The sequence below is a fragment of the Haloarchaeobius amylolyticus genome, from assembly GCF_026616195.1.
Taxonomy (GTDB): Archaea; Halobacteriota; Halobacteria; order Halobacteriales; family Natrialbaceae; genus Haloarchaeobius; species Haloarchaeobius amylolyticus.
Genome location: NZ_JANHDH010000001.1, coordinates 1,824,528 through 1,842,240, shown reverse-complemented (window position 1 = coordinate 1,842,240; position 17,713 = coordinate 1,824,528). Strand labels below are relative to the sequence as shown.

The 17,713-nt window shown below is 69.1% G+C and carries 22 protein-coding genes; 8 read left to right on the top strand and 14 right to left on the bottom strand.

What is annotated here, in order from left to right; all coding sequences use genetic code 11:
• Positions 1–106: 106 nt before the first annotated feature.
• Entirely contained in the window at positions 107–754 is a 648-nt protein-coding gene (locus NOV86_RS09480) for a histidine kinase N-terminal 7TM domain-containing protein (RefSeq protein WP_267641102.1), read from the top strand.
• A gap of 17 nt (positions 755–771) precedes the next feature.
• Here the strand turns inward: NOV86_RS09480 and NOV86_RS09475 are convergent, their stop codons facing one another.
• The 3 genes from NOV86_RS09475 to NOV86_RS09465 form a co-directional block, all read right to left on the bottom strand.
• Entirely contained in the window at positions 772–1,386 is a 615-nt protein-coding gene (locus tag NOV86_RS09475; RefSeq protein ID WP_267641101.1) for an RPA family protein, read from the bottom strand.
• 1 nt (position 1,387) lies between these two features.
• Positions 1,388–2,323, bottom strand: coding sequence for a replication factor A (locus NOV86_RS09470; protein WP_267641100.1), 936 nt, complete (start codon positions 2,321–2,323; stop codon positions 1,388–1,390).
• Positions 2,324–2,433: 110 nt separating this feature from the next.
• Positions 2,434–2,637, bottom strand: a complete 204-nt coding sequence (locus tag NOV86_RS09465) for a hypothetical protein (protein WP_267641099.1) — start codon at positions 2,635–2,637, stop codon at positions 2,434–2,436.
• A 165-nt stretch (positions 2,638–2,802) separates the two neighbouring features.
• On the opposite strand from NOV86_RS09465, the gene NOV86_RS09460 reads away from it, so the two are divergent.
• Both NOV86_RS09460 and NOV86_RS09455 read left to right on the top strand, forming a co-directional pair.
• On the top strand, positions 2,803–3,087 hold the full coding sequence (locus NOV86_RS09460; protein WP_267641098.1) for a DUF7091 family protein: 285 nt from the start codon (positions 2,803–2,805) through the stop codon (positions 3,085–3,087).
• Positions 3,081–4,070 (top strand): mannose-1-phosphate guanylyltransferase, encoded by a 990-nt coding sequence (locus NOV86_RS09455; protein WP_267641097.1) that lies wholly within the window; start codon positions 3,081–3,083, stop codon positions 4,068–4,070. The genes NOV86_RS09460 and NOV86_RS09455 overlap by 7 nt, the downstream gene beginning before the upstream one ends.
• A 7-nt stretch (positions 4,071–4,077) precedes the next feature.
• Here NOV86_RS09455 and NOV86_RS09450 read toward each other — a convergent pair whose 3' ends face one another.
• The 4 genes from NOV86_RS09450 to NOV86_RS09435 all read right to left on the bottom strand — a co-directional run bounded on the left by NOV86_RS09450 (position 4,078) and on the right by NOV86_RS09435 (position 6,276).
• Positions 4,078–4,863 (bottom strand): SDR family oxidoreductase, encoded by a 786-nt coding sequence (locus NOV86_RS09450; RefSeq protein WP_267641096.1) that lies wholly within the window; start codon positions 4,861–4,863, stop codon positions 4,078–4,080.
• A 24-nt stretch (positions 4,864–4,887) separates the two neighbouring features.
• Positions 4,888–5,247: a DUF952 domain-containing protein gene (locus tag NOV86_RS09445; protein WP_267641095.1), complete on the bottom strand. Its 360-nt coding sequence runs from the start codon at positions 5,245–5,247 to the stop codon at positions 4,888–4,890.
• A 24-nt stretch (positions 5,248–5,271) separates the two neighbouring features.
• A complete protein-coding gene (locus tag NOV86_RS09440; protein ID WP_267641094.1) occupies positions 5,272–5,748 on the bottom strand; it encodes a Tfx family DNA-binding protein in 477 nt (158 codons plus the stop codon).
• 84 nt (positions 5,749–5,832) lie between these two features.
• Complete coding sequence (locus NOV86_RS09435) at positions 5,833–6,276, bottom strand: TRAM domain-containing protein (RefSeq protein WP_267641093.1); 444 nt, start codon at positions 6,274–6,276, stop codon at positions 5,833–5,835.
• A 159-nt stretch (positions 6,277–6,435) separates the two neighbouring features.
• Between NOV86_RS09435 and NOV86_RS09430 the strand changes: the two genes are divergently transcribed.
• The gene (locus tag NOV86_RS09430) at positions 6,436–7,122 is read left to right on the top strand and encodes a hypothetical protein (RefSeq protein ID WP_267641092.1); all 687 of its coding nucleotides are present in this window, start codon (positions 6,436–6,438) and stop codon (positions 7,120–7,122) included.
• 16 nt (positions 7,123–7,138) lie between these two features.
• Here the strand turns inward: NOV86_RS09430 and NOV86_RS09425 are convergent, their stop codons facing one another.
• From NOV86_RS09425 to NOV86_RS09415, 3 genes are read right to left on the bottom strand one after another with little or no spacing between them, the layout of a single operon-like run.
• Positions 7,139–7,294, bottom strand: a complete 156-nt coding sequence (locus tag NOV86_RS09425; RefSeq protein WP_267641091.1) for a hypothetical protein — start codon at positions 7,292–7,294, stop codon at positions 7,139–7,141.
• A 59-nt stretch (positions 7,295–7,353) separates the two neighbouring features.
• On the bottom strand, positions 7,354–8,757 hold the full coding sequence (locus NOV86_RS09420) for an outer membrane protein assembly factor BamB family protein (RefSeq protein ID WP_267641090.1): 1,404 nt from the start codon (positions 8,755–8,757) through the stop codon (positions 7,354–7,356).
• Positions 8,758–8,815: 58 nt separating this feature from the next.
• Positions 8,816–9,811 carry a radical SAM protein gene (locus NOV86_RS09415; RefSeq protein WP_267641089.1) on the bottom strand — a complete coding sequence of 332 codons (996 nt, stop codon included), beginning with the start codon at positions 9,809–9,811 and terminating at the stop codon, positions 8,816–8,818.
• A gap of 172 nt (positions 9,812–9,983) precedes the next feature.
• Between NOV86_RS09415 and NOV86_RS09410 the strand changes: the two genes are divergently transcribed.
• Positions 9,984–10,283 (top strand): hypothetical protein, encoded by a 300-nt coding sequence (locus tag NOV86_RS09410; protein WP_267641088.1) that lies wholly within the window; start codon positions 9,984–9,986, stop codon positions 10,281–10,283.
• Positions 10,284–10,361: 78 nt separating this feature from the next.
• The gene (locus tag NOV86_RS09405) at positions 10,362–10,877 is read left to right on the top strand and encodes a phosphate-starvation-inducible PsiE family protein (protein WP_267641087.1); all 516 of its coding nucleotides are present in this window, start codon (positions 10,362–10,364) and stop codon (positions 10,875–10,877) included.
• On the opposite strand, the gene NOV86_RS09400 is transcribed toward NOV86_RS09405, so the two are convergent.
• Entirely contained in the window at positions 10,869–11,408 is a 540-nt protein-coding gene (locus NOV86_RS09400) for a cysteine hydrolase family protein (protein WP_267641086.1), read from the bottom strand. The genes NOV86_RS09405 and NOV86_RS09400 overlap by 9 nt on opposite strands.
• Complete coding sequence (locus NOV86_RS09395) at positions 11,405–12,196, bottom strand: YqcI/YcgG family protein (RefSeq protein WP_267641085.1); 792 nt, start codon at positions 12,194–12,196, stop codon at positions 11,405–11,407. The genes NOV86_RS09400 and NOV86_RS09395 overlap by 4 nt, the downstream gene beginning before the upstream one ends.
• A gap of 133 nt (positions 12,197–12,329) precedes the next feature.
• Between NOV86_RS09395 and NOV86_RS09390 the strand changes: the two genes are divergently transcribed.
• Both NOV86_RS09390 and NOV86_RS09385 read left to right on the top strand, forming a co-directional pair.
• On the top strand, positions 12,330–13,190 hold the full coding sequence (locus tag NOV86_RS09390; RefSeq protein ID WP_267641084.1) for an N-acyl homoserine lactonase family protein: 861 nt from the start codon (positions 12,330–12,332) through the stop codon (positions 13,188–13,190).
• Between the two features lie 26 nt (positions 13,191–13,216).
• Positions 13,217–14,317, top strand: coding sequence for a DUF373 family protein (locus NOV86_RS09385; RefSeq protein ID WP_267641083.1), 1,101 nt, complete (start codon positions 13,217–13,219; stop codon positions 14,315–14,317).
• A gap of 25 nt (positions 14,318–14,342) precedes the next feature.
• On the opposite strand, the gene NOV86_RS09380 is transcribed toward NOV86_RS09385, so the two are convergent.
• Positions 14,343–15,185 (bottom strand): polyprenyl synthetase family protein, encoded by an 843-nt coding sequence (locus NOV86_RS09380; protein ID WP_267641082.1) that lies wholly within the window; start codon positions 15,183–15,185, stop codon positions 14,343–14,345.
• Between the two features lie 127 nt (positions 15,186–15,312).
• On the bottom strand, positions 15,313–17,640 hold the full coding sequence (locus tag NOV86_RS09375) for a methyl-accepting chemotaxis protein (RefSeq protein ID WP_267641081.1): 2,328 nt from the start codon (positions 17,638–17,640) through the stop codon (positions 15,313–15,315).
• Between the last annotated feature and the right edge of the window lie 73 nt (positions 17,641–17,713).

Sequence of the window (17,713 nt, the reverse complement as noted above, 5' to 3'; positions counted from 1 at the left end):
AGTAGGGAGGCCGACCTACTTGAAGTTTCGTCAGACGATTGTCGAAACGTCACGGGTGTCCTCGGGCACCGGGCATTTTTTATCCGACCTGTCAGAACCCGATAGTATGGTCCCGGCACTGGTTCTCCCGGTTTCGACCCTCCTGGTCGCCGGTGGTGCGGTCGCCATCGCGGCCACCGGTCGCGCGTCCCGCCACAGGACTGCTGGTGCGGCCGGCTTCGCCGCCGGTATCGCGTTGCTCGGCCTCACCGGCGTCCTCGCACTCTTCACCGACCAGCTATCCGTGCTCCTCGGGCTCCGCGTCCTCGGCCTCCTCGGTTCCGTCGTCGGGGTCGGGTGCTGGTTCTGGTACGCAATGGCTCGGCGGCCGGCGCCCCCATCGTCGGTCGTCCTGACACCGGTCGCGCTCGTCCTGGCTGCCGGGCAACTGGTGGTGGTGACGAACCCGGTCCACGGGCTGTACTGGCAGACCGTCGAGACCACGATGCACCGCGGCTACACCGTGCTCTCCGCCGAACCCGGAATCGCGTATTTCGCGCTCCTCGCGGTCACCCACGCGGTGCTCCTCGCCGGTGCCGTCGTCCACGGTCGCGAGGCGCTTCGGCGCGACCCCGGCAGCGGCCTCGCGCTCGTCGGCTATGTCGTGGTGGTCCTCGGCGTGGTCGCCGCAGCTGCGGGCGGCTTCAGGGCCGCAGGCCCGTTCGGGATGGCCGTCGCGTCGCTACTCGTCGCCGTCTCGACGCGGGTCGAATAAAGGAACGTCGGCCGGTCTCAGGCCGGGGCTTCCGCTTCGTCCTCTTCCTCGTCGTCACCGCCGACGCCGTCCATGCTCTCCAGTGCCTGGATGACCTCGTCCCGGTACATGCTCAGCATGTCGGGGTCGTAGTGCTCGCGGGCCATGGCGGCGTACTCGTTGGTCTCGTCGTCGAAGGCCTCGATGCGGTCGAGGGTGCGCTCTGCGGTCTCGACGACCCAGCGGTTGCGGGTGGCCTCGTCCACCGGCGTGATGGACTCCGGCCGCAGAGAGACGTTGATGCTCCCGTCGTCGGTCTCGAACGTGCGCGGCTTGCCCACGACGGAGACGTAGGCAGGCGGTTCGGTCTCGCGCAGGAACGAGGCCGCGTCGGGCTGGTACTGGCCAGCGTACACGAAGAACGTGCCCGTGGGGTCGACCACGCGGCCACGCCAGTACTCCGAGTCGTCACCGATGTCCTCGGTCTCGGTGAGGGTGCCGACGACGAACACGCGGTTGGCGCGGTCGCCCGTCGGCAAGAGCGCGAAGTTGGGGGCGCGCTCGTCGTCGGATTCCTTGAACGTGTACGTCGCGTCGTTGAACTCGCGTGCGAAGACGCGCTTTGCGACTTCGCGGGTGGGTGCCTGACTCATGTCACATCGACCTCGCGCGGATGAGAGCCGCTTCTCCACTCGGACTGTCCGTCAGCTCCTCGAGGTCGTCGACGAGGACGTACCGACCGAAGGTCGGCCCCTGGACGCGGTAGTACGTGCCCATGATGGCGTCGCTGATCTCGTCGGCGACGACCGTGGTGTCGAGCGCGTCCATGGCCATCTGCTTGGCCTCGTCGAGCGTGATGCCCGCGACGGACTCGGTCGCCTCCTTGTCGAAGATGACCTCGTGGGCGTCGATGCCGTCGTCGACGACCGCCTTGATGCGGAGGTCGAACTCGCCCTCGCCCTCGCCGTGTTCGGCACAGCGGCCGTTCTGGAGGACGCGCGTGCAGTCCTCCTCGGGGCAGCGCTTGATGAGGCCGCTCCCGGACTGGATGTCCACGAGCGCGCCCTCGACGGTCGTCGAGTCGTCGCCGACCTCGACGTCCTCGTCGAGTTCCTCGATGCCGGTCGTGCGGTTGAGCTTGACCGAGAAGTTGCCCTCGTACTCGTCGGTGATGACGTTGGTCAGGCTGTAGGACTTGCCCTCCTCCAGCTCGGGCAGTTCCGAGGTGGTGAACGAGACGAACTTCTTCGTCCCGGACTCGTCGCCCAGCAGGCCGACCTGTGCGACGGCCTCCGAGCGGGGCTCCCAGAGCTGGGTGACCTTCGCGGTCACGTCGATCCACTGCTCGTCCTGGTCGATGTCACCGAGGAGCATCTCGTCGTTGGCACCGCCACTGCCGAGTTCGTCGCGGTCCATGCCGGCCTCGTCGAGGTAGTGGGTCCGGACGCTGCGGGTTGCCTCGTCCATCGGGACCTTGAACTCGTTGACGAGCCGGTCGAGACGCTCTTCGATGTCGTCGACGGACACGTCGATGTCGTGCCCGGAGAACTGTTCGTGTATGTCTTCCGCGTGCTGGCGCACATCAGTCATGGTCTCTCTGTCTCCGCGTGTGTTTCGGTGGGAGACGTATCGGGATTGGTGCGCGATGGTATTTAATGTGTGGCATGCGCGGTGAAAGTGAAACTGGCCGCCGTCGTCGGCTACACCCCGAGGCGCCGACGACCGAACGCGAGCACCGTCATGAGTGGGTAGCCGAGGACGACGAACAGGGCGAACCACACGAGCACGTCTTCGAGCGACTGGACCTGGTCGCCGTAGTTCAGGGCGGCCGAGACCGTCGCGAGGGCGAGCACGGCGAGCAGTCGGTTCCGGTCGGTCAGGGAGGGCGTCTCTGGCGAGGACATGGGTCGAGTCGCGGGGTCGGCTGGTCGTTCGGCCGGTGGGTCCTTCAGGCTTCGCTCGCCGCCGCGAGGCTCGCATCGCGAAGGGGTCCCACCGACGTACCTTAGTGTCCCGCGCCGCTACGATGCGACAACGATGCGAACGTTCGGCTCCGGGAGGTGCCCCCGGTGAGCGACGAGGACGACGACCCCGTCGGGCGGTTCATCCGCAAGACGTTCCGGTCGGCCGGGCGCCAGTACGCGAAGACCCGCGAGAACTTCACGACCGGCCGGCAGGTGAGCAAACTGCCCCACGACGAGTACGGGCGGGCGAGACTCGTCTGTCGGCGCTACGCCGAGAAGCGCGCGGTGTTGCTGAGCGACGCTGGCGTGCCGGAGTGCTTCGACCCGGAGAACCCGGACTGCCAGGGCTGTCTCGAGGACATCCAGGAGGGGCAGATAGAGACGTGGTGACGACCGTCGCGCTCGTGCTCGCCGGGGGGACCGGCACCAGACTCTACCCCGCGAGCAGGAGCGACCGCCCCAAGCAGTTCCACGCCTTCGGGGGCGAGGACTCCCTGCTCGCCCGGACCGTCGCCCGCACCGGTTTCGCCGACGAGACGTACGTCCTCACGGGCGACGACTACGCCGACCAGGTCCGCGAGCACGCCCCGAGCGCGGGCGTCCTCGTCGAGCCCGCCGCGAAGGACACCGGGCCGGCACTGGCCTACGCGGCCCGCATAATCCGCGAGCAGGTCGGCGACTGCGTGCTGCTGTGCCTGCCGAGCGACCACCACGTCTCGGGCGACTTCGCGAGCGTCGCGGGCCGCGCCTGTCAGGTTGCAGTGGAAACCGAGGGGTTGGTGACGATGGGCGTGGAGCCGACCCGACCCGCCACCGGCTACGGCTACATCGAACCCGGCGAGTTCGCGGCGGGGGTCGCCCCCGTCGAGCAGTTCCGCGAGAAACCGGGTGCAGCGACCGCCGAGGCGTTCGTCGCCGAGGGGTTCCTCTGGAACGCGGGCATCTTCGCGTGGACGCCCGACGCCTTCCTGCGCGAGTGCGAGGGCACCCCACTGGACCCGGTCGCCACCGCCGAGGACCCGGCCGAGGGCTTCGACCGCGCCGAGGCCGTCAGCGTGGACTACGCCGTCCTCGAACGCACCGAGGACGCCTACGTCGTCCCCGCGGACTTCGAGTGGGACGACCTCGGCTCGTGGGACGCCTTCGAGCGCCTGCTGACGGGCGACGACGCGGAGAACGCGGTGCTTGGCGATGCGCTCACCATCGACGCCAGCGGGAACGTGGTCGCGGCCGACGAGAAACACGTCTCGCTGGTCGGCGTCGACGACCTCGTGGTCGCGGCCTACGACGACCGGGTGCTGGTCGTGTCGAAGGTCGAGGCCCAGCGCGTGCGCGAGGTCGTATCCGAGTTACGGGCGCAATCGCGGTTCTGACTCTTCCTTAACTTCGCGTCCGGCCGCCGTCGACCGGGAGCGACGCGCCCGTGACGAAACTCGCCTTCTCCGACGAGAGGAACGCCACCACGTCGCCGAGTTCCATCGGGTCGCCGATGCGGTTCATGGGGATGTCGGCCGCCCAGTCCGCCAGTCCGTCCTCGTAGCTGTCGTACTCGCCGCGCTCCATCGACTGCTCGATGAGCTCCTCGATGCGGCTGGTCTCGTGGGCGCCGGGCATGACGACGTTCGCACGCACGTCGGGGGCCCACTCGCGGGCGACCGTCTTCACGAGGCCGACGACCGCCCGGCGGACCGCGTTCGACAGCACGAGGCCGTCGATGGCCTCGGTGACGCTGGTCGAGGTGATGGCGACCCAGCTGCCCGAGTCGCTGGCGGCGAGGTGCGGGTAGGCCTCCTGGAGCGTCCAGACGGCACTCATCACGAGCAGGTCGTAGGCCGAGTAGAAGTCCTTCTCCGTCATGTCGAGGAACGGCCCGGAGGGCGGGCCGCCGGCGGAGGTGACGAGGTGGTCGAGGCTCCCGAACGCCTCGACGGTCGTCTCCACCAGGTCCGTGATGTCGTCGGGGTCGGTGATGTCGGCCTGGCGGGGGAGCACCTCGCCGAAACCGTAGTTCTCGATCTCCTCGGCGGCCGCCTCGAGGCGGTCCGGGTCGCGGCCACAGATGGTTACGTTCGCGCCCTCCCGGGCGAGTGCCTTCGCGCTCGCGAGCCCCAGACCGGACGAGCTCGCGGTCACCAGTGCGACCTCTCCTTCGAGGTTCAGGTCCATGCCGGGAGAGACGGTCCCATCCCCCTAAGTTCCTGAGTTCTTTATCACGTCTGCCTCGACCATCGCGACCGAGATGGGCAGGCCGAACTCGCCCTCGTCGGTGATGGGGAACTCGACGACCGACGCGACCGCGTCGGTGTTCAGCGGCCCGTAGATGTGCGGGAAGCCGTCCTCGTACTCGATGTCTGCGTCGACCTTCGACTCGTCGATGCAGACGAGCAGCGAGTCGTCGGGGAAGTCGTTCGCGGGGTGGTTCGCCACGTCCTCGACCTGCTCGGGCTTCGAGCAGTGGATGAACCCCTCCTCGTCGAGGCTCGGCGGCCGGTACTCGTCGGCGTCGTCGTCCCAGTCGGACTCGGGGACGATGTGCAGGATGAGACCCATACCGACGGGAAGGACGTCGACGGCCTAATCGGTGTCCTTCTGCCGGCGCACCTGCACGGTCCCGTCGGTCGTGACGCTGATGAGCAGGTTCTCGCCGACCTCGCGACCGTCGATCGCGCTCCCGGCGGCGTCGTTGATGACCTTCATCAGGTCCGGCGCGGTGTGGGGGACCTTCACGTCGACCTCGTCACAGGCGTCGTACACCTGCTGGGGCACGTCGTAGAGGTCGGCCCCCGCCTCGACCGTCACCCGGACCGGGGCGGCGAGCGCGTCGGCGAACGCGACCGTCTCGCGGGCCTTCGCGACGTTGTCGCGGGCGGTCGATTCGACGCTGGAGATGTTCGCGCGGGAGGTGCCGAGACGCTCGGCGATGGCGGCCTGGGCGTACCCGCGCTCCCTGAGCGCGAGCACCTCCGCCTGCCGGCGCGTCAGGACGCTCTCGGCGGCGGCGAACCCCGTCTCGTCGAGGATGTCGTCTACGTCGGGCAACTCGTCGGCCATGTGGCGGCGTAGGACCCGCCACGCGAAAAAGGGTCGGTGGAAACGGTGGACTGTCCGTGGGGTGGCTCGCGGCGGTCGGCCGCGTTACTTGCCCCAGAAGTTGTCGCGGCTGCCGAGGCGCTCGCGGCTGGCGCGGCCGCTCTTCTCGCTGGCGGCTGCCTCCTGTTCGTCCTCCTCGTCGTCCTCGTCGTCCTCCATCGGCAGGCGCTCGAGTTCCTCGGCCTGCGCGTGGTTGTTGTACACCTTGGTTATCTCGACCTTCGCGCGGGCCTCGGGCAGGACGCCGTCGACGAAGATGATGAAGCCGTCGTCGGTCCGGCCGATGCCGGCCCCGGACTCGTGGATGTCCGTCACGTCGATGACGTACTCCTCGCCGGGCTTGACGGGCTGGGTCTTCAGGTCCGAGATGGGCTGGTCGTAGTTCTTGCACCACTCCATCCCCCCGCGGTCCCCGTAGTGGGCACAGCCCATTCCGGCGATACGTTCCTCGAACCTGGGGCAGTCGTCCGCGAGTGGACAGTCCGACATGGACACGACTAACGAGGCAGGCGTCTAAACGCTTGCGCCTTCCCCGACTCAGCCGGACAGTCACGGCCGATTTCGTGTGCGAGCGCGGCCCACACCCGGCTCGCGCGGACGGGCCGCCGCGAGCGACACCGTTTCGTTCCTGCCGCCCCGAGTGCGAGTATGTCCCGTCGGGTCCCCGAAGCCGCCATCGTCGTCGGCGTCCTGTTCGCCACGACGTGGCTCGTCTTCCCCGTCCTCGTCGGCGAGGTCGACCTCGTCGCCGACCCGGCATCGTTCCTCGGCTACGTCGGGGTCGCGGCCGTCCTGTTCTACCCCTTCGCGGCCTACACCGTGACCCGCGCCGACGACCCGGACGACACCATCCTGCCCCGGCCCGCACTCGCCGCGGCGGCCGCCGCCGGCACCCTGTGCGCCCTCGTCGGCCTCGTCGGCGGCGCCCCCCTGCTCGGCCTGTTCGTCGGCCTCGGCGTCGCGATGCCGGCCGCGGCCTACGCGGTCGCCTTCGACGCCGTCTCGCCCCCGCCCCTCCCGACGCTGGTCGCGGGGACCACCCTCGGCCTCGCCAGTCTGGCCGGCGGCCTCGCGCTCGGGCAGCCGTGGCTCGGCGGCCTGACGGCCCTGTTCGCCTTCCTGCCGGCGCTCGGCACCTACGACCACCTGACCCGCGACCGGCTCCCCACCCGGGGCGTGCTCGGCGCGACCGTGCTGGCGACCCTCGTCGTCGCCGGCCTCGGCCTCGGCGTCGCCGCCTCCGAGACCGCGACGCTGGCCGCGGTGCTCACGGTCGGGTTCGCGGGCATCGTGACGGCGCGGGTGGCGGCGGTGCCGCCGCGAGAGGCGTTCTGACCGAGCTATCGAGCCATCACTCCGCCGGTTCGAGCGCCCAGCTGCCACCGAGGACGACCCCGGCGAGCAACAGCAGTATCCCGATGTCGGCGAGGAGGTCGGTCGTGTTCGTCCAGACGAAGCCGCCGAGGACGAGGAGCAGGAGGCCGAGTCGATATCGGTCGTCGGACATGCCCGAGACGACAGGGGGACGACGGAAAAGTGTCGGTCCTCGGTCGCCCTCTGCCCTCCTCAGGCCGGGTCGAGGCGGAACAGGGCGCTGGTGTTGCTGTCGGTGTCCTCCGCGAGGTCGCCACAGACCAGCACGGACTCCCCGACGACCGCCGGCGAGGAGGCGTTGAAGTCGCCGGACCCGCCCTGGAACTGCCAGCGCTGCCGGCCGGAGGTGGCCACGCCGACGACGGCGTTGTTGTCGCCGGCGACGAACACGGTGTCGCCCGCGACCGCCGGCGAGGACCCGACGTGCTCGCCGACCGGCAGGAACCACTGGCGGCCGCCCGAGGCGGCGTCGAACGCGTGGAGGTTGCCGGCCCAGTCGCCGCAGTAGACGACCCCGTCGGCGACCGCCGGGGAGGAACTCACGGGTGCGTCGGCGGCCGACCGCCAGCGCGTCGCCCCGTCCGCGGTGTCGAGTGCGTACACGTTCGCGTCCCAGCAGCCGACGTAGAGCGTCCCGTCGACCACCGCGGGCGTCGAGACGACGAAGTCGGGGAGCGTCCGCGTCCAGCGCGCCGCTCCGTCGCCGGTGGCGACCGCGTGGACCGTGCCCTCGGCGTCGAGTTCGGTCGCGGTCGCGTGTGGTTCCTCGTCGAGGTTCCCCCACTGGTAGAAGGTGTCGTAGTACAGCACGTCGAAGAGGTCGTCGGTGCCGTCGGGGAGTTCGTTCGCCGTCGTGCTCGGGACGTACACCGTGTCGTCGACGACCGCGGGGGACCCGAGGACCGTCCGCCCGCCGGTGTCGTAGGCCCACCGTTTGCTGCCGTCGGCGGCGTCCAGCGCGTACAGCGTTCCCTCGGTCCCTGCGACGTACACCGTCCCGTCCGCGACCGTCGGGGAGGCGAACGACCCGGACTCGATGGACGTCTGCCAGCGATAGGCGCCGGAGGCCGCATCGAGCGCGTAGAAGGTCCCGCCGTCGAGCGGGCCCGCGAACAGGGTCCCGTCCGCGACCGCCGGCGACCCGATGTCGTCGGCGTCGGCCGGGAACTGCTGCTCCCACAGCACCGACCCGTCCTTCGTGTCGACCGCCCGGAGGAGCGCGTCGTCGGCGAGCACGAAGGCCCGCCCGTCCGCGACGACCGGCGAGGAGTAGGCGTCGATGCCGTCGGGCAGCGACGAGCGCCACGTCTCCGTGACCTCCCCGGTCGGCCCCGTCGCGTCCGGTGCGACGCCCGCGTTCGCCGGGCCGCCCCGGAACTGCGCCCAGCGCCCCGATAACGCCGTGACCGGCTCCGGTTGCTCGGTCGTGGCCTCGGTCTCCGGTGGGTCCGTCCCGACCGGTCGCGTCGTCTCCGTCGCCGTGTCGGTCGTCGTTCCCGCCGCCGGTCCCCCACCGTCGCTCTCGAGCCGGAGGCAGCCGGCCAGTGCCAGTCCACTCCCGAGCGCACCCAGGAGTGCCCGCCGCGAACCTCTCATGGCACGCACATGGCACTACCTGTACATTAACTAACTGGCAGCCGAGAAGTGCGCGACCCTACGCCAGCGGCGTCCGCTCGACGACCTGACCGTCGTAGGTCGGGTACTGCTCGACGATCTCGCCGTCGTCGACGTCGCCGTCCTCGATCATCTCCTCGAGCAGCCACCAGGCGACCTCGAGGTGGTTCTGCTTGACCGTGTAGAACTCCTCGGGGACGCCCAGCGCCTCGAACACATCGGGGTCGGTGTAGGTCTTCCCGTAGACCAGCGTCCCGTCGTCGGTCACGTCGTCGAACTCCCGGCGGACGTTCTGGGCCATCCGTTTGAGCCGGCGGCGGTGCTGGGCGGCGTCCTTGAAGACGCTGGTGCAGAAGTAGACGCGCTCGTGGTCGCCCATCACGTCGAGGATGGCTTCACGAGAGCCGTCGACCGCGGACATGTGGCCCTCCTTGAGTTCGAACCCTTCCTCCTGCATCCGACGGTAGTTGCCCTGGCTCATCTCGAACTCGTTGATGTTGCAGAAGTCGGCGGCGCCCTCGTCGAGGAACTCGAGGAACTCCTCCTCGGGGCGGATGCCCGGAATCTCGAAGGCGGGGGTCAGCCCCTCCTCGCGGGCGATGTAGAGTATCTCCTCCCACTCGGTGCCGTGCATGTCGCCCCACAGCTCCAGCGGCGGGTGGAAGCGGATCTCGTCGAGGCCGGCCTCCGAGAGCCGGCGCATGTTCTCGCGGCCGCCCGTGATGCCGGTGTAGAGGTGGGTGTGGTGGTCCTCGCCGAACTCGTCTTTCAGCAGGGAGAGGTAGTGGCAGGTGCGGTCCAGCGCCTCCTGCGGTTCACCGCCGGTGATGGAGGTGCCGAGCGCGTCCATGCGCTTGGCCTCGGTGATGACGTCCTCGTCGGACTCGACGAGGCGTTCGTTGGCGTAGACGTCGGTGACGTTCTTGCGGTTCTCACCGAGGGGGCAGTAGAAGCAGTCGCGCTGGTCACAGTAGCCGTAGACGAACATGACCATCTTTCCGCCTTCCGCGCACTGCTCACAGCCCTTGGAGATCATTCGTTGTACAGGATAACCGCCCCGAGCGGGAAAAAGCGTGCGAAATGGTATCGGCGTGGCTCGCGGGTGCATGACAGGGGTTCGGTGCCGTGGGTCCGCCGTCGTTCCGGCGGAACAGACCTGTCTACCGGGCGTAACGTTTAGGCGGGTCGCGCGCGTCGCTCGACCAGAGATGCAACCTCCACTCCCGGTCGTCGTCGCGGGTGGCGTGCTGGCCCTCGGCTTCCTCGTCGCGGTCCTTCGCGCCCGGTCGAGCGAGTCGACGGACCTCGGGAGCCGACTTGGCGGTTCCTACGAGCAGCGCGACCACCGCGTCGGCCGGGGGGAGGACTTCGACGGGGACGGCGTCGGCGACCGGACGCGGTCCGGCGAGGCCGACATGTCGGACCAGAGCTGGGACGACGAGGAGGGGACGGAGGACGTGATGGACGCCGCCGAGGGGTCCAAAGAGTCCGGCTGGAACCAGTTGTAGTGCCCTGTCTCGCATCCGGTCTCCCCCGGCCAGTGAGGGGTCCACCACTTCTTCGTGCTAGACTCCCTCTGACACAGTATGGCGACCGATCTGCCGCGCCCGCCCGAGAAACCCAGCCTCGACCTCGACCGCGGGGTCGAACTCACGGAGGTGGTCATGCAGGCCATCGAGTTCGTCGCCGCGGTCGTGATGGTCTTCCTGTTCGCGGTCGGGGTCCTCGACCTCGGGATGCAGATCGCCGGCGCCGTCGGGAACGGCGACATCACCGACCCGCTCGTCGTCGTCGGCTTCATCGACACCGCGCTGTTGCTGTTCATCATCGTCGAGGTGTACCAGACCGTCCTGGCGTACGCCCAGAAGTCGAAGACGACCGAGATCGTCCGCATCGTCCTCTACACCGGCGTCATCGCGATGGTCCGGAAGATCATCGTCTTCCGCACCGACGTCTACCCGAGCAAGACCGAGGCACTGCTCACGGCGGGTGCCTACACCGTCGTCTTGCTCGGGCTCGGGGTGTTGCTGTACATCGAGCGCACCGCGGCACAGAAGGAACTGGCGTCGGAGGAGGGCGACGAGAGCGACGACTCAGACTAGCTCGTCGGTGTCGACGACGGTCGCGAACTCGCCCGAGAGCTGTGCGAGTGCGGCCCGGTGGTTCTCCGCGGCGTCGAGGTGGCCGCCGCCGGGGACCTCGCGGTCGAACGTCGCGGTCGCGTCCGCGACGAGGACCGGGTCGAAGCCGAGGTTCTCGGCCATCCGGGTCGTCGTGGAGACGCAGTGGTCCGTGGTGAGGCCGCAGACGACGAGGCGGTCGTGGGTCGTCTCGCGCAGCCAGTCCTCGAGGTCGGTCCCGAGGAAGGCGCTGTTGACGGTCTTGGCGAACACCGGTTCCTCGCCTGCCGGCTCCAGCCCCTCCTTGAACGCGTTCCCGGGCGAGTCGGGGCGCAGCGGCGAGTCCGGTTCGGTCGAGTCGTGCTTCGCGTGGGCGACCGGCCAGCCCCGCTCGCGCCAGGCGGTGAGGAGGCGCTGCATGTTCGTCTCGGCCTCGGGCGTCGAGCGCTCCTCGCCCCAGCCGGGGTCGTCGAAGCCGCACTGGGCGTCTATCAGCAACAGGACGTCGCTCACGCCCGGACCTCCAGCGGGCAGTCCTCGAGTTCCTCGTCGCCGTCCGGCAGCATGTACTGCTTCCACTCGTGGCTGGTGTCGTCCTCCCAGTCGCCGAGGTGGGCGTGCGGGCAGACCGCGTCGTAGTCGTCCAGCCGCCCCTGGATGACCTCGCGGGCGTGCTGGCCCGCCTCGGTGTCGCCGGTGATGCCATCGAAGACGTCGCGGGGCTGTACCGTCACCTCCAGCCCGTGCGGGTTGTGCCGGCTGTGGCGCTGTTCGTAACTCGGGGCCCGCACCGTCGGGAAGATGGGTTCGCCGCCGAAGCAGAACTCGAACTGGTGGTGGTCCGGGTCGGTCGGGAACTCGTCGGGCCAGGGCTCTGGGTCGTTGTCGTGGAGGAACTGGAGGACGTCCCAGTAGCGCTCGAACCACTCCCCTTCGGATCGCTCGCTGCCGTCGTGCTGGAAGAACGCGACGAGCGAGGTCCGCGGGGAGTGGTGTTCGTAGGTCTCGAGGTACGCCAGCAGCACGTCACGGAAGCGAAGCAGCGACTCGTCGTCGAGGCCGGGGACGAACGTGTACAGCGCCCAGCCCTTCTTCTCGGAGTCGACGCCGAAGTAACACGGGAACGGGGTTCCATCCTTCTCGCCGAGCATCGTGTGCCGGAACTCCTCGTAGTGCTCGACGGCCCAGTCGGGGAGCGTCCCCGCGTCGAGACGGTCGTGCAGACGTTCCTGGTCGAACAGGCGTGTCACGTCGGTGCCGGTCAACGGCGACGACGCGCCTGCAGCGGCCCGGTGGCTCATGTGGCAGAGTTGGTGTCCACGGCTTTGTAGGCCACGGTTGCTTCCCGATTCGCGGGAAACCCCCGGCCGTGGCCGTCGTCAGGTCTCGAGAACCGGCGAACACCTCTTGCTGGCCGGCACCGTAGCTCTCCCTATGGACGTTCACCCTCTCCGGTTCGGCTCCATCCACGTGAAGGAGGCGCACTACCGTGGCCGGGGGAACTCCCGGGCGATGCGGACGCTGCGCTGGGCGCTCGACCCGCGCTTTCACGAGCCGCTGCCCATCCTCGGCTGGCTCGTCGACCACCCGGAGGGTCCCATCGTCGTCGACACCGGCGTCAGGGCCGGCGCGACCCTGCCGACGTACTTCCCGTCGCTCTCGCGCTGGTTCTACCGCTGGCAGTTCCAGCTGGACGTGGCGCCCGAGGACGAACTCGACCCGCAACTGCGCCGGCACGGGGTCGACCCGGCCGACGTGGAAACGGTCGTCCTGACCCACCTGCACTTCGACCACGTCGACGGTCTCTGCGACGTGCCCGGCGCCGAGGTGGTCTGCTCCCGGCGCGAGTACGAGGACGCGATGGCCGGCGGGGCACGGTACGGGACCCTGCGCGAGCACCTCCCGGCGACCTTCGACCCCACCCTGATCACCTTCGACGGGCCCGAAATCGGTCCCTTCTCGGCGTCGCACCACCTCGCCCACGGGGTGTTCCTCGTCCCGACACCGGGGCACACCCACGGCCACCTCTCGGTCGTCGTCGACACCGGCGACGGCGAACTCTTCCTGGCGGGCGACGCCGCCTTCGACCAGCAGGCCCTCCTCGACCGGCGCATCGACGGCGTCTCGATGGACGCCGACACGCACCGCGAGACCCAGCGGCGCATCTGCCGGTTCGCCGCCGAGCGCCCGACCGTGGTGTTGCCCGCCCACGACCCCGACGCCCCGCGGCGACTGCACGAACACGAGTACTGTCGCGTCCCGGCCGACGGGGTGCCCGCAACCAAAAGCACTTGAACGCCAACGGCGAACTCATCGACTGAATGCTGCTCGTGCTGTGCGTCGACCTCGACGACGACATCGGTCGGAAGACGGGCATCCGGACGCCCGTCGTCGGCCGGGAGAACGTCGAAGAGGCCGCCGTCGCCCTGGCGACCGCCGACCCCGAGGACTCCGACGTGAACGTCCTCTTCCAGGGTATCAACCTGCTCGACACCATCACCGACCAGCAGGTCGAGGTCGCCGCCGTCACCGGGAACGAGAAGAGCGACGTGAGCGCCAACCGGAAGGTGGGCGAGGAGGTCGACGAGGTGCTCGCGGGGCTCTCGACGAGCGAGGAGGTCACCGCCCTCATCGTCACCGACGGGGCACAGGACGAGTCCGTCATCCCCGTCATCCGGTCCCGGGTGAAGGTCGACGGCGTCCGCCGGGTCGTCGTCCGGCAGGCCCAGGACCTCGAGTCGATGTACTACACGATGAAGCAGGTCCTGAACGACCCCGAGACCCGCGGGACCCTGCTCGTCCCCATCGGCATCCTCCTGCTGGTGTACCCCCTCGCCATCGCCGCGACGTTCATGGACGTCACGGTCGGGAGCGTCCTCGGCCTCGCCTCGGCGCTGGTCGGGGTCTACCTCATCTCCCGCGGCCTCGGGCTCGGCGAGACGCTCGACAGGACGGTCGAGCGCGTCCGGAACAGCCTCTACGCCGGTCGGATGACCCTGCTCTCGTACGTCGTCGCGGCCGCCCTGCTGGTCGTCGGTGGCGTCAGCGGTGCGGAGTACCTCTCGGCCGCCCAGGCCGAGGTGGAGACGGCCCTGTCGGCCTCGCAGGTGCTCGCGGCCCTGACCTTCGGGGCGGTCCGGTGGTTCGCCGCCGCCGGCGTCACGACCAGCCTCGGCCAGATAACCGACGAGTACATCGCCGGGACGCTGGAGTGGCGCTACCTCAACGCACCCTTCTACGTCGTCGCCATCGGGGCGGTGCTGCACGCCGTCTCGGCGTTCTTCCTCGGCCTGATGTCGCTCTCGAACCTCGCGGCCGTGCTGACGGGCGGGACGCTGCTCGGACTGGTCAGCACGCTCGCGTTCGCCATCGCGGAGACGCACTTCGCGGAGGGACAGGAGACCGACGCGGAGACCGGCTGAAAAGAGCGTTCTCGACTCGACCCGACTACCGCTCCCGCACGACGACGAACCGCGCCAAATCACGCAGGTACTCCGCCGCCTCGGTGTCGCCCGTATCGACCTTCGAGAGCGCCTCCAGCGCCGCCTCGGCCTCGGCCTCGGCGCGCTCGTTGGCCTCCTCGGGCGTGAGGTCGGTCACCTGCACGACCGAGGGCCGGTCCATCTCGGCGTCCTGTCCGGTCGGCTTCCCGAGGTCGTCGGCGTCCGCGGTCGCGTCGAGCACGTCGTCGCGGATCTGGAAGGCGATACCGACGCGCTCGGCGTACTCGCCAAGCGCCTCGATGGTGTAGCCGTCCGCGCCGGCCGCCACCGCGCCCAGTTCGGCGGCCGCCCGGAACAGCGCCCCCGTCTTCCGGCGGGCGAGCTCCATGTACTCGCGCTCGTTCGTCGGCTGGGCGACGATCTCGGTCGCCTCGCCCTCGCCGAGTTCGACCATCGCCTCGGAGACGATCTGCATCGCCTGCGGCTCGGAGGAGAACAGCGCGAACGCCTCCCCGAGCAGGCCGTCGGAGGCGATGATGGCCGGCCCGTAGCCGTATTCTGCCCACGCCGCGGCGGTCCCGCGGCGGATGTCGGACTGGTCGATGATGTCGTCGACGACCAGCGACGCGTTGTGCACGAGTTCGATGCCGACCCCGAAGTCGACGGCGTCCTCGGCGTTCCCGCCGGCCGTCTCGCAGGCCAGCACCGTCACGGTCGGGCGAACCCGCTTGCCCCCCGAGAGCGAGACGTGTCGCAATTCGTCGGCCAGTTCGGGGGGCTCGACGGCGTCGAGCACCTCCACTAACCGGTCGTCGACCAGCCCACGCCGCCGCTCCAGGAACTCCATCACCGACCGCTTAGGAACGCCCCGAAAAGTAGGTGACGGAACGTGTCCGTCCTGGCCGGGGCTGAAAGGTAGCTGTGAATCGGCCGCACGAAAGCCGGCGGCCGTCAGGTGTGGGGAGTGGTTCTGGTCAGTGGTCGCCGAACTCGAAACTGTCGTCGTCCCCGTCGGCTGCCGGCCCGTCACCGGGGTCCGGCGTCTCCAGAGTCTCCGCCTCGAAGTCCTCGTCCTCGGCCGCCTCCTCGAACATGGCGGCCTCCGCGTCGCCCCACGACTCGGACTCGACGCGCTCCGTGTCGGTCTCGAAGCGGTCCAGTGCCTCGCTCAGGCGGGCGGACTGGTCCGCGAGGTCGCTCGCACTGTTCGACACCTCGGTGAGGGCCGTGGTCTGCTCCTCGGCGGCGGCGGCGACGTTCTCGGCCTCCGCAGTCGTCTCCTCGGAGATGGTCGCGGCCTCGTCGACCATGGCGACGACCTCCTCGGTCGAGGCCGCCTGCTGTTCGGTCGCCGCGGAGATCTCCTGGACGCCGTCGTTGGTCTGCTGGGCGTACTCGGCGATCTCGTCCAGTGCCTCGACCGCGGCCTGCACCGAGCCGGCGTGCTCGGCGATGCGGCTGGAGGTGCGCTGGACCTCCTCGGCGGTCCGGTCGGTCTGGTCCTGGATGGTCTCGAGGCGCTTCTCGATGTCCTCGGCGGTCTCCTTGGTGTCCTGGGCCAGCTCCTTGACCTGCTGGGCGACGACCGCGAAGCCGTCACCGTCGCCCTCGCCGCCACCGCCGCGGGACGCCTCGATGTTGGCGTTCAGCGCGAGCATGTTCGTCTCCTTCGCCAGCCCGGAGATGAACTCGATGAGCTCGTCGATCTGCTCCATCTCGGTCTCGAGTTCCTCGATGGCGTCGACCGCCTCCGCGGACTCGTCCTGGATCTCGCTCATGCCCTCGATGGCGTCCTCCGCGGCGTCACGACCGCTCCGGCCGGTCTGGGCCGTGCGCTCGGCGAGGTCGGCGACCTCGTTGGAGGAGGCGGCGATCTCCTCGGTCGTCGTCGAGAGCGCGTCCATCTCGGTGTTGACCGACTGGAGGCTCTGGTTCTGGCGCTCGGCGCCATCGGAGATCTCCTGGACCGACTCCGTGACCTGTTCGGACGCGGAGCGGACCTCCTCGGAACTCGCGGTGACCTCCTCGGAGGCGGTTGCCACGTCGCTCGCGAACGCCTTGACGCGGTCGGTCGTCTCCTCCAGCTCCGCGACCATCCGGTTGAACTCGTTGGCGATGTCGGCCATCGCCTCGGACTCGGACTGGGCGTCCATGCGCTGGGTGAGGTCCCCGGCGGCACACGCCTGCATCACGTCGCGGTACTGGTCCGCCTTCCGTTCGAGGTGCCGGTTCATCTGTTCGGCCTCGGCCTGTGCCTGCTCGGCCTCGGTCCGGGCCTGCTGGACCGCGGCGATCTGCTCCTGCAGGGACCCCCGCATGCTGTCGATGGAGTTGTACAGCTGACCGATCTCGTCGACCCGCCCGGTCTCGATCTGGGTCTGGAGGTCGCCCTCCTCGATGTCACCGGCCTTCGCGGAGAGGTTCGCGACCGACTTGACCGTGTTCCGGCCGATGGTCATCCCGATGAGGAGGATGCTCCCGAACGCCAGCCCGAGCATCGTCACGAGCTGGGTCAGGATGTTCTCCTGCAGGGCGAACGCCGTCGACTGCGGGACCCGCCGGGTGACGGTCCAGTCCTCGGTCGTCAGCTCCTGGAACCCGACGGCCTTCTCCCCGTCGCTGGTCTCCAGCGTCTCGAAGTCGTCCTCGCCGTCGAGCTGGTCCGGTGAGATGACGTCCGACTGCAATATCTGTGACCGCTCGGCCGACAGCATCACGGTCCCGGACTGGTCGACGACGACGACCTCACCGTAGCTCACCTGCGGGAGGGCCGTCACCGACAGCAGTTGCATGTCGAGCACCGCGACGAACGACTGGCCTTCCTGGTTCGGCACGTCGCTCCGGACGACCATCACCTTCGAGTCCTCCACGCTGAAGGGGTCGCTGGTCGCGACCTGTCCGGGGGCTGCCGAGTCCATCTCGTCGAGTCTCGTCGTGAACGCGTCGGTGAGGCTGTTCCCGTTCGCGCCGGTGCCCTTGCCAACCTGCTGCTGTATCTCACCGGACGACGTATCGACGTAGTATATCGAGTCGACGTACTCGTGTGACGCCGCACTCTGCATCAACGCGGTTATCTGGTCGCTGCCGCCCTCGCTCTGGACCGCGTCGGCGGTACTCAGCCCCTGTACTGCCGTCCTGGTCTCACGCAGCGTCTGGTCGATGAACTGTGCTTGCATCTCGGCGCTCGTCGAGAGCTCGCGGCTCGTGTCCTCCTGGAGTGCCGTCCCAGTGTTGAGGTAGATGTACCCGCCGACACCACCGATGATGACGAGCACACTGAACAGTGCGAGCGCGAACTTCAACGCGTAACTCCGCCGGATTGGCCCTGGTATGAGTCGTCCCAGCACACCTGACATTACATGCAAGTATTTCCCA